Origin of the sequence: Bradyrhizobium sp. McL0615 (assembly GCF_049993905.1) — a bacterium.
In the GTDB taxonomy this organism is placed as follows: Bacteria; Pseudomonadota; Alphaproteobacteria; order Rhizobiales; family Xanthobacteraceae; genus Bradyrhizobium.
This window is the reverse complement of the sequence record NZ_CP188254.1, coordinates 5,846,590-5,862,250: the sequence shown is the minus strand read 5'-3', so window position 1 is coordinate 5,862,250 and position 15,661 is coordinate 5,846,590. Positions and strand designations below refer to the sequence as shown.

Sequence of the window (15,661 nt, the reverse complement as noted above, 5' to 3'; positions counted from 1 at the left end):
GTCGCGACGAAGACAAATCAAGGAATAGATCAATGCGTCACGGCAAGGTTCATCGTAAGCTCAACCGCACCGCCGAGCATCGCAAAGCGATGTTCGCCAACATGTGCGCGGCGCTGATCAAGCACGAGCAGATCGTCACCACGCTGCCGAAGGCGAAGGAATTGCGCCCGATCGTCGAGAAGCTGGTCACCCTCGGCAAGAAGGGCGGGCTGGCCCTGCGCCGCCAGGCGATCTCGGAAATGCGCGACAAGGATCAGGTCCGCAAACTGTTCGACGTGCTGGCGCCCCGCTACAAGGACCGCCAGGGTGGCTACACCCGCATCATCAAGGCCGGCTTTCGCTACGGCGACAACGCACCGATGGCCGTGATCGAGTTCGTCGACCGCGACGTCGATGCCAAGGGCCTGGATTCCGGCCCGGTGCAGGAAAAGTCCGCCGAAGCGGCGTAAGCTTTCCGGATCAGGTTTTCAAAAGCGGCGCCTCCAGCGCCGCTTTTTTATTGGCCGTTTCAAACGCGCAGGCTCTTCCAAACTGTTTCAATGCGGTGAAACAATCGCGCGGGCATCATTGGAGTTTGCCGAATGAGTGCATCGGAATTGCAGGTCAGCTATCGGACCGACGAGGATTGGACTGGTCAGATCATTGCGACAGTGAAATCAGGTGAATTCTCCGCGCGGGGAGCGGCGTGGTTTGATCGAATCAACGTGAAGCAAACCTTCCTGGCTGCGCTCAGATCTTTTCCACTGACAGCGACCACTCCAGCGCTCATCGAGGGCGGATTCTGGAGCAAGGAGAAGCCAGGAAGTCTAGAGCAGTGCCACCTCAGGATCGCTGTTAAACCGTACAACAGCCGTGGAACGCTTCTTGTGCACGTCGACCTTTCCTCGGAGGTCTGGAGCACGCCTGATGCTGACCTCCAGAATTTGGCTACTATTCGTTTCACGACCGAGTATGTCGCTGTCGATAAGTTCGCCCAGGAGTTCGAGGAGTTAGACGGCAAGCGGGATGCCGCAGTCTTGAATGGGATCAAGAGCTAAGGACCTGCCCTTATCCCTATCGCGAGCGGTTCGACAGCCGGCGCCACGTGCGCCGCTTTTTATTTGCGCATCTGCCGCGCGCGGGCTGCAATTGTGGTTGTACCCGCCGCTCCCGATATCGCTGTCATCAACAATGGAGATGACGGATGAAAATCGATCTTTCGGGCAAGACCGCGCTGGTAACGGGCTCCACCTCCGGTATCGGCCACGCCATTGCCAAGGGCCTCTTTGCTGCGGGCGCGGATGTAGTAATCAATGGCCGGACGCAAGCCAAGGTCGATGCCGTGGCCGCTGCGCTCGGCAAGACTGCTGGCAAGGCCGCCGGCAAGGTGCGGGGTGTTGCCGCTGACGTCTCGACGGCGGCGGGATGCAAGGCCCTGGTTGCGGCGCTGCCTGATGTCGACATTCTCGTCAACAACACCGGCATCTTCGAACCGAAGCCGTTCTTCGATATTCCGGATGAGGACTGGAGCCGTTTTTTCGATGTCAACGTGATGTCCGGCATCCGTTTGTCTCGCGCCTACATGCAGGGCATGCTGAAGCGCAATTGGGGCCGTATCGTTTTCATCGCCTCGGAGTCGGCGCTGATGATTCCCAAGGAGATGATCCATTACGGCATGACCAAGACGGCGCAACTCGCCGTTTCGCGCGGCCTTGCCGAATTGACCCGCGGCACCGCTGTTACCGTCAATTCCGTGCTGCCGGGACCGACCATGTCCGAAGGCGTCGAGACTTTCGTCGCCGATCTCGCGAAGCAGAACGGCCAGTCCGAGCAGGATGCGGCCGCGCAGTTCATCAAGCAGCATCGCCCGGGATCGCTGATCCAGCGCTTCGCCAACGTCGAGGAGATCGCCAATATGGTGATCTACGTCAGTTCGAAAGAGGCTTCCGCGACCAACGGCGCCGCGTTACGTGCAGAAGGCGGACTGATCCAGACCATCGCGTGAGGCGAGAGATGTCAGCCTACGTCATTTCCGAAGTCGATGTGCGTGACGCGGCAGGCTTCGAAGCCTATCGCACCATCGCCGCGAAAGCGATCGCGCAGTATGGTGGCCGCTATCTGGTGCGCGGCGGCGCCGCCAACGTAGCCGAAGGCGGCCCGCCGCCGAAGACGATCATCGTCGTCGAATTTCCGACCATGGAACGTTTGCGCGAATGGTACGCCTCGCCGGAATACGCCGAGGCGCTGAAGCACCGGCGTACCGCACTCGACCGCCGACTGATTTTTGTCGAGGGCGTACAGGCAGTTTGAATTAGTGGGGTCGGCAAAGCGCAGCGTGCCTACCAAGCGTCTTCAGAGAGCACGGCCTAAGCTGGTCTTCCTCATTCAACGCTTGAACGTGGGCTCCTTATCGGTAGATTTGATGCGCATATTTCGTTGCTGGTTGATCGACCGGGCAAGGGTAGATGAACGAAACGCCTAGCTATTCGACAATCGACGAAAACGGCTGGGCGTTGGTTTCAGCCGAAGAGCGAGCTGCGGCTGCTCCCGACACATTTCAAATCCCACCTCGGGTCACGCGCGAGTCTTTGTCACCAGGGGACGCAGCGAAGTTGCTGTTTGACATCGAAACGAGGAAGGGCGACCACGTTATCGATCGTGGCGTTGATCGAATGTGGGTTATCGTCAAAGCCAGGACGGAAGGAGGCTATATCGGGGTTCTCGACAACAACCCCGGCATTGCTGAGAACCTGCGACTGCGCGAAGGCGACCTGGTTTCCTTTAGACCTGAACATGTGGCCAATATTGGCCAACCGCCACGCGAACACCTCGTCGAGAAGTATGGCGCATCCTTTTTCGAGGGATAACGGAAAGATAGTGGGCACGGCGCAAGTGCGCCTTTGCCCACGGATTCTACTACCCTCTCAGCACGGGACTTGCCGAATTCCAAGTAGAGCAAGGCGAAACGTGCCCACCATTCAAGATGGTGTTCCTAGTACATGGTCATGCTGATTGATCCCGCTACGCGGACCGTTGTGCACGAAATCGACTGACGGCTCTTGTTGTTCAGTTCAAGAAAAGGAGGGCCGCCACATTCGGCGGCCCTCTCATATGCGCGATCACCAGCGCCGATAGTAGCCGCCGTAATGCCGCCGCGGATAATAGGCGTACGAACGATACACGCGGCGAACATAGGGTCCGCCATAGTAGGAGCCGTACCCGCCGCCATAGTAAGCTGGCGCGTAACCATCGCCGTAATAGCCGCCATAGTAGGCCGGGGCGTATCCACCGCCATAACCATATCCCGGCGCATAGCCGTCATAGTATCCGTAGCCGGGACCGTAGGCGTAGGCGCTGGAGGCGATTCCTCCGATCACCGCCCCCGCGATAAGGCCGCCAGCCACCCCCGGGAAGAATCCGCCACGCCAGGCCTGCGCGGGCGCCGGTGCTGCGATGGTGGCGAGGCCAAGCGTTGCCGCGGCGGCCAATACCAAAGGTGCTTTCCTCATGGACCACTCCTTTCCGTAAGACAGACGCCAAACATTTTACATTCGAGCGGAGTTCGCTCCTTTCGTAAAACAGAGACTCGATAAACACTTTTGAGTGAAATTCGTTGCCCATGTGCCAGCTTGCAAACGGCTTTGGCGGCAAATTTAACTTTCATGAACGGGGGTTCCAGGCAACGGCGAGTCGAGCCTTCGTTGCGAAGCACCATTTTTCCAGGATGTGGAACTCCTTTCGGCGCGTTAATGATGTCTCGCGCTGCTCACGGAGATCGCCACGAGCATCTGCCTCAGGTCCGGTAGCATTCGGCGCGCGCCGCGAGCCCGCGAGGTGCGCCGAGCAGGGCGTTGTCGAACGCGGGCATCATTTCGCTGGTCTGACCGATTACCGTTCAATGCCGGGGATCAGTCGAAATCCAGAAAACCGGGCCGGGAGGCCATCGGCGGCTGACGGCGCAGCCAGGCGAGATCGGGGACGGGACGGGCCGTCTCCGGATAGGCGGCAAGCAACGCCTCGATCTCGCGGGCGACCGAAAGCGTTGGGACATCGCCGCCGCGCGGACCGATGATCTGGATGCCGAACGGCAATCCGGCGCCGTCCCGGCCGGCCGGTATCGCCACCGCCGGATGCCCGGCATTGGTCACGGCATAGGCCATCGCCAGCCAGTGGAAATAACTCTGGGTCGGCGTGCCGTCGATCATGGCCGGGTAGAGTTCTGACCACGGCCGCGGGCTGATCGTGACCGCCGGCGCGATGACAAAATCATGCTCGCCGAAGAATTGTTGCCAGCTCCGGTAGAGCGCAGTCTGCAGCGAGAGCGCACGCGCCACGTCGAGCGCGGAATAGCCGAGTCCCTCGGCGACGTTGTCGCGGATATTGGGCCCCACCTTGTCCGGATACTTTTCCGCAAGCTCACGGTGACGCCCCAGAAATGCGACGGCGCGCAATACGCGAAACACCTCGTCGGCATGGCTGCAGTCCGGATGAGTCCATGCGAGGCTGCGGAAGGCCGATCCGAACGTTGCGAGCTTCTTCTTAAACGTTTCGGCGATGGCGCGCTCGGTCGGCGCAAATCCGAAATCGGGTGTTGCCGCGATCCGCAAGCTGGCGAGATCGGTCGCTGGCGGATTGCGATAGGTCTCGCGCACGGGCGTTCCGCCGGCGTGCAGGATCGCCGACAGCGGGTCGCGCGCGTCGCGGTCGAGCATGCAGGAAAGCATCAGGCACACGTCCGGTACGTTTCTCGCCATCGGTCCAAGCTGCGAGATTTGCAGCCAAGCCATGTTGCGGCTGTTGCTGGCGATCAGCCCGGGCGAGGGGCGGAAACCGACCACACCGCAAAACGCGGCGGGATTTCTGACCGAGCCGCCGGTGTCCGAACCGGTTGCCAGCGGCACCATGCCGGCGGCAAGCGCCACCGCCGATCCGCCGGATGAGCCGGCGGCCGAACGCTCGGGGTCGAAGGGATTGCCGGTAGCGCCATGAAGCGCGTTGCGGGTGTTGCCGCCCGCGCCCCATTCGGGGACGTTGGTCTTGCCGATAACAATGGCGCCCGCACGCTTGAGCATCGCGACGATGGCCTCATCCTCAGCCGCGATATTGTCCTTGAACAGTACGCTGCCGAAACTCGTCGGCAGCCCCTTGGCGTCGATCAGGTCCTTTACCCCGAGCGGAAGCCCGTGCAACGGGCCGAGGTCATCGCCGCGCATCACGGCAGCCTCGCTCGCCCGCGCCGTTGCGCGCGCCGTTTCGAACGAGCGCGCAATCACCGCATTGACGGCCGGATCGATCGCCTCGATCCGCCGGATGCAGCTGTCCATCAGTTCGACCGGCGAAAGCTTGCGCTCGCCGATCAGCGCCCGCGCCGTTACCGCGGGCAGGTCGCAAGGCTCGGTCATGTCAGGATTACTCTTCCTTGATCCCGCCCTGGCGGGCCAGGTCCTTCATCTCGGCGGTTTCCTTGGCGATGAATCCCGGCCAGTCCGAATAGCGCTTGAAGGCGGCTTCGTACCCGACCTTCTGGAAACGCTCGATCACCGAAGGGCTGGCGATCGCCTCTTCCAGCACCGAGGCCAGCCGGTCGCGAATGGCCGGCGGGACTCCCTTGGGCACGACCACGGTACCCCATGAAACAAGGTCGATATTGGGATAACCGAGTTCGGCGAGCGTCGGAACGTCGGGAAGGAACTGCGAGCGCTTGGCGGAGAACACCGCCAGCGGGCGAACCGTGCCGGCTTCTATCTGCGGCCTGATCGCGATCACGGTGTCGACGTGGTACTCGATGTGCTTGCCCATCAGGTCGTTCATCGCCGGCGCGCTGCCCCGGTAGGGCAGGTGCACCATCTTGATGCCGGCGCTTGATTTGAACAGCTCACCAGCAAAATGCGAAATGGTCGCCACACCAAAGGAAGCCAACGACAGTTTGTCTGGATCAGCCTTGGCCGCCGCGACCAGCGCAGCAACGTCCTTGATCGGATTGTCGCGATGGGTGACCAGCACCATCGTGATGGTGCCGGTCTGGGCGATCGGCTCGAAATCCTTCGCGCTGTCATACGGCACGTTGTCCTTCACTGCATTCTGCAAGGTGAAGGTCGAATTCGAACTGGAGAACAGGGTGTAGCCATCGGGAGCTGCGATGGCGACCTCCTTGGCGGCGATCGTGGTGCCGCCGCCGGGGCGATTGATCACGATGACGGGCTTGCCCAAGCGGGTCTCGAGCTCGCCGGCAAGGATGCGCCCGACGACGTCGGAGGCGCCGCCCGCCGGAAAGGGCACGATCAATTGCAGCGGCTTTTCGGGGTAATTACCTTGCGCCGTTGCGATCGAAGCACAGCCCACCACACAGGCCGACATCATCGCGGCCGCCAGAATCATTCTTATCATGTCGAAACAGGTCTCCTGCCTTCCGTGTTCCCCGGCAATTCGCGCCGGGGTTTTCGGTGACAGCCATCCCGGATCGATGGAACAGGGTCCCTTGAATAGGCCTCCCGATCAACCCTGTTGTTGAGGTGCAGCCCAACAGCAGGGTTGTTGGGCTCTACCAGCCCTCCAGCACGATTTTACCGCGCGACTTGCCGCTTTCCAAAAGCGCGTGCGCCCGCTTCAGATTTGCTGCGTTGATGGTCCCAAACGTCTGGTCGAGGGTGGTGCGCAGCACGCCCTTGTCGATCAGGTCTGCCACGTCGTTGAGCAGATGATGCTGGGCGATCATGTCAGCCGTCTGGAACGACGAGCGCGTGAACATCGATTCCCAGTGGATAGACACCGCCTTGCCCTTGAAGGCAGAGACGGTGAATTCCGGCGGATCGTCGATCAGGCCGAACTTGCCCTGCGGCGCGATGAGGTCCGCGATCGCCTTGTAGTGCTGGTCGGTGAAGGTGAGGCTCGCGACGAGCGCGACCGGCGGCAGTTTCAGCTTCTCGATCTGCTCCTTCATCGGTTTTGAGTGATCGATCACGGCATGCGCGCCGAGGTCGAGGCACCATTTTTGCGACTCCGGCCGCGTGGCGGTGGCGACGACCGTCAGTCCGGTGAGGCGGCGCGCGAGCTGGATCAGGATCGAGCCGACGCCACCGGCGCCGCCCGTGATCAAAAGCGTGCGCGGATCGACGCTCTTGCCCGGCACGGCGCCGAGCCGGTCGAACAGCAATTCCCATGCGGTGATCGAGGTCAGCGGCAGCGCCGCGGCCTGCGCAAACGATAGCGATTTTGGCTTCTTGCCGACGATCCGCTCGTCGACCAGATGAAATTCCGCGTTGGTGCCCTGGCGCAGGATCGAGCCGGCGTAGAACACTTCGTCGCCGGCCTTGAACAGGGTCACGTCGGGGCCGACCGCATCGACGATACCGGCGGCGTCATAGCCCAGGATTTTGGTCTCGCCCTCGGGCGGGGCAGCGCGCTTGCGGACCTTGTAGTCGACCGGGTTGGCCGAGATCGCCTTGACGGCAACCCTGATGTCGCGGCCCTTCGGTTCCGGCTTGGCGGTTTCGAAATCGATCAGGGCATTCGCGTCCTCGATGGGGAGCGATTTTCGGTATCCGACGGCCTTCATGCCTGTACTCCATGGGATCAGCAGCCCGTCAGGTACTTGTCCCACCCGCAACGCAATTACAAGCCGCTGCCGGTGACGGGGAGTTAAAAAGTCGGCGATCAGCGCGTCAGGGTTGGACCTGCGACAAACCGGAATCCATCGAGACCGGACGCAGTCTGCTGGATTCCCGCGCGGCGGCGGCGATCGCGGGCTCAGGCGTTCGGATCGGTGGAACGGCCTGGTAATGCTCCCATCCGCCACCAAGGGCCTTGTAGAGGGCCACGAGCTGAACACCCGCCCTTCGCCGGGAGATGACATATTGGGCCTCGAGTTCAAACTGTTGTCGTTCGGCATCGAGCACGTTGAGGAAATCCGTCAACCCCCGCTCATAGCGCTCTGACGCCAGCCTGACTGCTTCAAGGGAGGCGCTGCGGGCGCGGGAAAGGCTGGCCAAACGACTCTGTTCGGCATTGTAACCCGAAATCGCCTGGTCGACCTCCAGCACCGCCTCCAGCACATTTGCCTTGTACCGCAGCAGTGCTTCACGTGCCCGATGGTCGGCCACCTCGATGCGCGCATCGAGGGTCCCGAAGTCCAAAACCGGCCAGTAGAGCGCCGGGCCAATTCCGCCAATGAAGGTGATCGGCGTTCCGCTGGCCGCGCGCGCGCCGCCCTGACCGCCCACGGCACTCGTCACCGCCACGCGTGGAAAAAGATCGGCGACCGCGGAGCCGACGCGCGCCGTTGCCGCCCCTATTTCGAGTTCGGCGCGCTGGATGTCCGCGCGTCGCTGCAACAGACTGACCGGCAGACCGATCGGAATCCTGGCTGGATATCTCGGTACAATGCCTTCCGCCCGGAGTTCTTTCGTCAACGTCTCCGGATATTGGCCGAGCAAGCCGGCGATGACATACTGGCTGGATTGGATCTGGCCCGTGAGCGGTCCCAGGTTCGCCTCGAATGTCGCGAGTTGACGTTGCGCTAGCGTCACGTCCAGTTCATTGGTCAATCCCTGGCTGTAGCGGGTCTGCGCGACCAGAAGACTCCGACGGGCGGTTTCCATGTTCCTGCGGATGACGGCAAGCTGGGCCTGATACCCCCGCAGCTCGACATACGCGCGGGCGACATTGGCGATGACCGAAACGAGAACCGCGTCACGAGCCTTCGCCGCGGCCAGCGCGTCCAGCTGCGAGGCCTCGATCTCGCGGCGCAGCTTGCCGAACACGTCGAGCTCCCACGCCGAATCGAAGCCTCCCGCTTCGTTCACGTGATCGAAGCCGGTCGTGTTGCCGGCGCTATGCAGCGCCTCCGAGACGCGTCCGCGGGTATTGTCGCTACCGGTGCCAACCCCGGCACCCGCCGACAATTCGCCCTTCGGAAGAGCCGCGCCGGCCGCGACGAGTTGCCGGGCGCGTGCCTGTTGCAGGTGGCTAAGCGCGATTGCGATATCGGGATTGGCCGTGATCGCCCGCTCGACAAGTGAAACCAGTTGCGGATCACGAAACGAACGCCACCATTGCGTGAGATCGACGTTCGTAGCCCGGCCGGAAGCCGTCGCCCGGGGGTCGAGGTTGGCGACGTAGCTTCCCGGAAGCTCCGTTTCGGGAGGCTTGAAATCAGGGCCGACGGAGCAAGCCGACAGGCCCGCGGCTCCGCAACATAGAATCCAATTTCGAAGCATCTGTTTGGGAGGGAGCGAACTCATATGCACCTGCCATGCTTTCACGAGGTTTCGCGGTCTGTGAGGATGAGTCATGATCCCTTGTCCTGCCGCGGACTGGGATCGAGATCATGCGCATCGACCTTCATTCCGGACGCGATCTGGCTGGAAAGGTTGAGCGCTACCTTGTCTCCTTCCTCGAGTCCGGACTGGATCTGCACGACGTCGCCGTCGTCCACGCCGATCTTGACGTCCCGAAACTGCAATACATTGTTTTCATCGACGATCGCAACCTGTGGTTTTGGCCGGAACGACAACGCCGCTGCCGGAACCTGGACCCCAATGGGGCGCTTGAGGGTAAAACTGACTTCGACGTACATTCCCGGCACCAGGCGGCCGTCTGCATTCGGGATATCGATTTCCGTTCGCAGTGTCCTCGACTGGGGATTGATGGCGCGTGAGGTGCGTGACACTTTGCCTTCGTAGTGCCGCTTCGCATCGCCTCCGATTGTAATACTGGCTTTCGCATCATTCGTCAGAAGATCATCGGCGGCGCTTTGCGGCACGTTGACGAACACCCGCATCGGTTGGTTTCGGGCGACCCGAAACAGGGCTGACGTTCCAGATCCGCTGCCGGCAGTCACGAGATCTCCGATATCGATATCGCGCTCGACGATCGTGCCCTCGAACGGCGCCTTCACCTTTTTGAACTCGGTCAATGAGGTCAGCCGGTCGACGTCCGCCTCATCAAGATTGACCTGAGCCTTGGCTGCGATCAGGTCGGATTCTGCCTCCAGAGAAACCGCCTTTTTCGATTCGCGTTCCTGTTCTGATACGACGCCTTGCGGCGAGCTGCGCCAGCGCTCGTATGTGCTTTTGGCGAAGTCGGCATGGGCCTGCTTGACGTTCACCTCGGCTTGCGCGGCACTTAGTTTGGCGCGGGCGGCCTGGAGCTGGGCGTCCAGCTCGGGTGTTTCTATCAACGCCAGAACCTGTCCGTTGCTGACATGGTCGCCGATGTCGACAAGCCACTTTTCAACGTAGCCGTTCACCCGGGCGTAGATCTTGCTGTCATACCAGGCAGCCGTCTCGCCCGGCAGGACGAGGTGCTGGGTGAGGGGAGACGACTTCGCAGAGACCACGTCAACCGATGGCGGCTTCGACGTCTCCGCCCCCGTCGCGGCGGCCAATTGGTTGATCTCGTATCGCCGCTGAGCGTTGATGAAGAAGAACCCGACGGCCAGCGCGCCGGCAAGCGCCAGAGCGAGGACGCTCATTCGTCTTCCTGTGCCTCGACTATACGCGAACGCTTCCGGCGGCTCTTCATCGTTCGGCGGGGGCGGGCTGGTCAGCATGGCATACCTCGGCTGGAAAATTCCCTATGGAATGGCTGGACCGTGCTCGACGAACCGAGCCGTCGGTGCTTCCGCCTGCAACGGGCGTCGCAACAGCCGATAGACGGTCGGCACCAGGATCAACGTTGCAAAAGTTGCAAACAGCAATCCGCCTATGACGGCTCTTCCGAGTGGCGCGTTCTGTTCGCCGCCTTCACCGATGCCGAGCGCCATCGGGATCATGCCCAGGATCATGGCGCCGGCCGTCATCAGGACCGGCCGCAATCGCGTGTAACCCGCCGCGATCGCGGCGGCGAATGGGGTATCTCCGGCCATCATCCGCTGATTGGCGAAAGTGACGACAAGAATGCTGTTGGCCGTCGTGAGGCCGATGCACATCAGGGTGCCCATGAGGGCAGGGACACTGATGTGAGTGCCCGACAGGAACAGCATCCACACCACCCCGCCGATGGCAAAGGGGACGGCGGACAGCACGATCAAGGGATCGATCCAGCTCTGGAAGTTGATGACGAGGATCAGGTAGACCAGCACGACTGCGACCGCCATGCCGGAAAACAAGCCGTTGAAGCTGTCGCGCATGGTCTGCACCTGGCCGGCAAGCGTCACCGAAGTGGCCTTTGCAGCCGGTGGCGCGTCCGCCGCCAACACCTTGTCGATGGCGCTCGCGGCCGTTGCGAGGTCGGTCCCCTGAACGTCGGCATTGACGTCGAATACCGGGCGGATATTGAGCTGAGACACCGCCAGCGGAATTTTCTCGCGCCCAAGCTTCGCAACGTTCATCAGTATCTGGCCCTGCTTGCCGGTGCTGCTTGCCAACACCGGCAAGGTGTCAATGGCGCCGGTTGAATTCAGGCGGTAGGTCGGTGCTTGAATGACCAGCGGATAGCTGACGGAGTTCTTGGGGCTGACCCAGAAATTCGGAGATGTCTGCGCACTGGAGTTGGTCGTTACCAGCACGTTGCTGGCAATATCGCCCTGGTCCAACCCGAATTGTTGCGCAATTCCGCGGTCGACCGACACTGTGAGCGCGGGCGCGTCGGGAACCTGGAATACGTGCGAGTCGACGATTCCCGGCACTTTCTTCAGATCCGCGGCGATCTTTGACGCCAGCGCAAAGCTGAAGTCGCTGTCGGGCCCGGATATCTTGACATCGATCGGCGCGGGCTGGCCGAAGTTCAGGACCTGGTCGACGATATCAGCCGCCTGGAAGAAGAACTGCATCTCGGGAAATTGCCTCGGCAATTCGCGCCGCAGATCGGCGACATGGGCTGCGGTCGGCGTGTGGTTCTTTTTCAAGGAGACGAGAATTTCTCCGTCCATCGGTCCGACGGTCGCCGAATCGCTCAGCGCGATATTGATGCCGCTATAGGGCAGTCCGATATTGTCGAGCATCGTATCGATCTGATCGTTGCCGACGATCTTGCGGATCGCACGTTCGACCTTAGCGAACTGACGTTGGGTTTCCTCGATCCGGGTTGCCGGCGGGGCACGCACATGCAACCGCATCTGACCGGCGTCGACTTGCGGAAAAAAGTCCCGTCCGAGCAGGGGAAAGAGCGCCAGCGAGCAAACCATCAGGACGCCGAAAAACGGGACGGTGAGCGGCGAGTGCGCGACGCTGAACGCGAGCCCATTCCGGTAAGCTTCCCGGAATCGGGAAAAGCCTGCTTCGAAGCCGCTGTGAATCGCTCTGAAGGGTCTGAGAGCATGGCTCGCGAGCGAAGCCCGAGGTCCGTCCTCATGGCTGCCGTGTTGCTCGACCGTCGACTGCATCAGGACACGGAAAAGCAGCGGGACGAGCGTGAACGACAGCAGCAGGCTGGCAATCAGGGAAAGGCATACCGAAAGCGACAGCGGCGAGAACAGATACTTCGCCACTCCCTGAAGCAGGAAGATCGGGACAAAGACGATGCAAATGCACATCGTCGACAGCACCGTCGGGATGCCGACCTCACCGGCGCCATTGATGATCGCGGGCACCAGCGGCTCCTTCAGGCCGACATGCCGTTCGATGTTCTCGATTACCACGGTGCCGTTGTCGACCAGGATGCCGACGGCCAGCGCGAAACCGCCGAGCGTCATCGTGTTGAGCGTCTCGCCACCCGCATACATGGCCAGAATCGCCGTGATGATCGCCATGGGTATCGTCGCCAGGATGATCAGCGTCAGCCGCCAGTTGCCGAGGAACAGCAGGATCATCAGCGCGGTAAGTCCGGCCGCCATCAGGCCTCCCATCACCACGCTGTTCAGCGCCGCCTTGACGAAGACGGACTGGTCGAAGATCGGCTTGATCGATACGCCTTCGGGGAGCAGCCGCCTGATGTTCGAAAGGTTGTCCCGGATACCGTTGATGACGGTCAGGGTCGAGACGCCGCCCGTCTTGCGAACGGACATCAGTGCGCCGGGAGTTCCGTCGACCGCGACGGAATTGGTCTGCACCTGATAACCATCGTGAACATGAGCGACGTCCTGAACGAAGATCGTGCGGCCGTCGACCTGCTTGATTGGAAAGCGATTGATCGTGGAGATGACGTCGGGGCTGTTGTTCATCGACAGCGAATAGTCCTTGCTGCCGATTTTTACGTCGCCGGAAGGGAGAATGATGTTCTGTCGTTGCAGCGCCTTGGCGACGTCGCTCGGTGTCAGGCCGCGCGCGTTCAAGGCATCCTGGTCGAGGTCGGCCATGATGACGCGGGGCTTGCCGCCATACGGATAGGGCACCTCGGCCCCGTGTACGACTGCGAGATCGGGGCGGATGATGTTTTGCCCGAGGTCGTTGAGCGTGGAATCGGGCAGCGACGGGCTCGAAAGACTGAGCTGGATGATCGGCACATCCGTCGCCCCGTAGCGCAGCACGAGCGGCGGCGTGATGTTGGGCGGCATGTATTTGAGAACCAGCAGCGCGCTGCTCGAGAGTTGGGCGATAGCCCTCGTGACATCGGCGCCTTGGTGCAGGAATACTTTTTCGACGCCGACACCGTAATAGCTGGTTGCCTCGATCCGTTCGATGTCATCGACAACCGACGCAAGCTGACGTTCGTGAAGCGTCAGGATCCGGTTCTGGACATCCTGCGCCGACATGCCGTTATAGGTCCAGACAACGGCGACGACCGGAACGTCGATTTCAGGAAAGATGTCGATCGGCATACGCGCTGCGGCCCCGATGCCGAGCAGCGCGATCAGGATCAAGCCTGAAATAACCGTATATGGCCGCTTCAGCATAAAGGCGACGAATGACATCAGGTGGTCTCCCGCGGCCGCCGGAATGCATCCCGAGGCCATTAGGGGCGGGGTTTGCAACCGATATCCGCGCCACGACCCAAGTTGGGAAGCCCTCCGGAACAAGGCCATTAAAAATAGTTTTAAGTGACAAATCTCAATACGGCTGGCCGGAACGGCATCGAATGAATCGTGCGGTATGGAAAAATTCGGTGGATCTAAAAACGGAATCGCAATCCGACCGTGGGAGCGATGTTGTTGCGCTGGAGGAAGCCGAAGGCCAATCCGCCATTCACTTGCGTGAACATGATCCCGGAATAGAGATCCCACTTCGGGGCAAACCGCCAATCGAGAGCAGCAGAGATCGCGTCGAATGTCCCGGCGCATTGCGAGTGCGCGGTGCTGGAGCAGGGCGCAGGCCCCCCGGCGGGGGTACCGAAGAAGGAGTTCTGGATATAATGGTAGTACGCGCCGATCACATCCAGATTTTCGGTGATGGCGTACTTGGCCCCGCCCCACATGACCTGGAAAGTCTTGTTGCCAAGACCGTTCACGCCAAAGGCCGCATTATTGATATTGGTGTTGTTGAGCGCATCGCAGCCCAGGCAGAGAAAGTTTCCCGCGATACTGGTGAAGGCGGTCTGCGGATGGCTGGGCGCCATATATCGAATGTGTTCGTAACCGGCGTATAGCTTCAACGGTCCGTTGGTATACTTGGCCACCAGCATCACGGCTTCATTGTCGGAAATCGTCGCTGTGAGCGTCTGTGGCAAGAACGGCGGTATCGGCACCCCATTGGCGTTGTTGCTTCCCGGCGCAAGTGAGAGCGACACGGAGTCTCGGACATGGCTGTAAATCGCGTCCAGCGAGAGCACGCCGTTGCCCCACATCGGGATATCGCCGCCGGCCTGGAACTGGTATGCGCCGTTTGAGGCATTGTTCTGGGCGTAGCCGCCGAATTGCCACAGCGCCGCCGCCCGGAAGTGGCCGACATTGACCCGATATTTCAGTGAAGTGGAGTTTCTACAGTTTTCGGTATTGCCGCCGCCGCAGGTTATTCCCTGAAAACCGATGGGTGAGAAGCCGTAAGAGGCGCCGAACGGATCGTAGTCGAAGACGGCGTCCAGGGTCAGCGAGTTCTGCCGGAGAACGGTCAGGGTGCCATAGGTCGGAGAACTGAGGCCGACATAACCTTGGCCGTTGAACCACTGGCCCGCCCGGCTTGAATCGGAGAAGGCGGTTGCGAAGTTTTGCGGGATGCCGGCGTTCGCAGCAACCGATCCCGGTCCATTGGAGAATCGCAGGGAATACGGGTCGAAGCCGGCGTCCAGCGCAAAGACAACGGAGACGTTCCCGCCGATCGGCTCAGTTCCCTTGATTCCAATGAATGAATTGGTCAACGCGTTGGGTGCGGGGCCCCAAACTGCCGAGTTGTTCTGTTTCTGGATTAAATAGGAGGCGCCGACAGCGGATCGCGGGTCCCACGGAGCGCCGTGGCTCTGCCAGCCGAACCCGGCGTCAATCGCGCCATAGACCGTGATGCCCCGCCAGGTCAGCTGGCAATCCGTGGCAATAAAGCTCCAACCGTCGGTGCAAGGCTTGGGCGTCGAACCTACCACGGCCGCCGGGGCCTTCACCGGCTCCGCGTCGGCGGCCCATCCATTCCCTACGCACAGGACACCGGCAACTGCGAGCACGATCCCTGCAGAAATACGCCGTTTTGTCATGGGTAACCCCAGCGACTTGAACCGCTGCGAACACTTTCTTGAGCTGATGCCAGCTGCCTGACAAGCTGTGTTCGCTTCCTGATGCACTCCCCGGGTGCGAAAATCCATTCCTGTCGCTATCGCGCCACAGGATTCGACATCACGCCTGTTGCGGGTTTGCAGTCTTCCGGAATCGCCCGATTTCAAC

General features: G+C 61.2%; 13 protein-coding genes. 5 read left to right on the top strand and 8 right to left on the bottom strand.

Translation table 11 applies throughout. The annotated features are described in order from the left end of the window. Positions 1 to 32: 32 nt before the first annotated feature. From rplQ to ACPPVP_RS28035, 5 genes are all read left to right on the top strand, one after another. Positions 33 to 449 (top strand): 50S ribosomal protein L17, encoded by a 417-nt coding sequence (rplQ, locus tag ACPPVP_RS28055; protein WP_426526482.1) that lies wholly within the window; start codon positions 33 to 35, stop codon positions 447 to 449. Between the two features lie 132 nt (positions 450 to 581). Further along, positions 582 to 1,037 (top strand): hypothetical protein, encoded by a 456-nt coding sequence (locus tag ACPPVP_RS28050; protein WP_426526480.1) that lies wholly within the window; start codon positions 582 to 584, stop codon positions 1,035 to 1,037. Between the two features lie 146 nt (positions 1,038 to 1,183). After that, positions 1,184 to 1,984 carry an SDR family NAD(P)-dependent oxidoreductase gene (locus tag ACPPVP_RS28045; RefSeq protein WP_426526478.1) on the top strand — a complete coding sequence of 267 codons (801 nt, stop codon included), beginning with the start codon at positions 1,184 to 1,186 and terminating at the stop codon, positions 1,982 to 1,984. A gap of 8 nt (positions 1,985 to 1,992) precedes the next feature. Then, the gene (locus tag ACPPVP_RS28040) at positions 1,993 to 2,289 is read left to right on the top strand and encodes a DUF1330 domain-containing protein (protein ID WP_426526476.1); all 297 of its coding nucleotides are present in this window, start codon (positions 1,993 to 1,995) and stop codon (positions 2,287 to 2,289) included. 155 nt (positions 2,290 to 2,444) lie between these two features. Further along, a complete protein-coding gene (locus ACPPVP_RS28035; RefSeq protein WP_426526474.1) occupies positions 2,445 to 2,846 on the top strand; it encodes a hypothetical protein in 402 nt (133 codons plus the stop codon). 252 nt (positions 2,847 to 3,098) lie between these two features. On the opposite strand, the gene ACPPVP_RS28030 is transcribed toward ACPPVP_RS28035, so the two are convergent. The 8 genes from ACPPVP_RS28030 to ACPPVP_RS27995 form a co-directional block, all read right to left on the bottom strand. Further along, a complete protein-coding gene (locus ACPPVP_RS28030) occupies positions 3,099 to 3,488 on the bottom strand; it encodes a hypothetical protein (RefSeq protein WP_426526472.1) in 390 nt (129 codons plus the stop codon). A 399-nt stretch (positions 3,489 to 3,887) separates the two neighbouring features. After that, positions 3,888 to 5,381: an amidase gene (locus ACPPVP_RS28025; protein ID WP_426526470.1), complete on the bottom strand. Its 1,494-nt coding sequence runs from the start codon at positions 5,379 to 5,381 to the stop codon at positions 3,888 to 3,890. A 7-nt stretch (positions 5,382 to 5,388) separates the two neighbouring features. Further along, positions 5,389 to 6,366, bottom strand: coding sequence for a Bug family tripartite tricarboxylate transporter substrate binding protein (locus ACPPVP_RS28020; protein ID WP_426526469.1), 978 nt, complete (start codon positions 6,364 to 6,366; stop codon positions 5,389 to 5,391). A gap of 154 nt (positions 6,367 to 6,520) precedes the next feature. Then, positions 6,521 to 7,534, bottom strand: coding sequence for a zinc-binding alcohol dehydrogenase family protein (locus tag ACPPVP_RS28015; protein ID WP_426526467.1), 1,014 nt, complete (start codon positions 7,532 to 7,534; stop codon positions 6,521 to 6,523). Positions 7,535 to 7,640: 106 nt separating this feature from the next. Further along, positions 7,641 to 9,194 (bottom strand): efflux transporter outer membrane subunit, encoded by a 1,554-nt coding sequence (locus ACPPVP_RS28010; RefSeq protein ID WP_426538106.1) that lies wholly within the window; start codon positions 9,192 to 9,194, stop codon positions 7,641 to 7,643. A gap of 71 nt (positions 9,195 to 9,265) precedes the next feature. Next, on the bottom strand, positions 9,266 to 10,528 hold the full coding sequence (locus ACPPVP_RS28005) for an efflux RND transporter periplasmic adaptor subunit (protein ID WP_426526465.1): 1,263 nt from the start codon (positions 10,526 to 10,528) through the stop codon (positions 9,266 to 9,268). 24 nt (positions 10,529 to 10,552) lie between these two features. Then, complete coding sequence (locus tag ACPPVP_RS28000) at positions 10,553 to 13,768, bottom strand: efflux RND transporter permease subunit (protein WP_426526463.1); 3,216 nt, start codon at positions 13,766 to 13,768, stop codon at positions 10,553 to 10,555. A gap of 197 nt (positions 13,769 to 13,965) precedes the next feature. Then, the gene (locus tag ACPPVP_RS27995) at positions 13,966 to 15,474 is read right to left on the bottom strand and encodes a porin (protein ID WP_426526461.1); all 1,509 of its coding nucleotides are present in this window, start codon (positions 15,472 to 15,474) and stop codon (positions 13,966 to 13,968) included. Positions 15,475 to 15,661 lie beyond the last annotated feature (187 nt).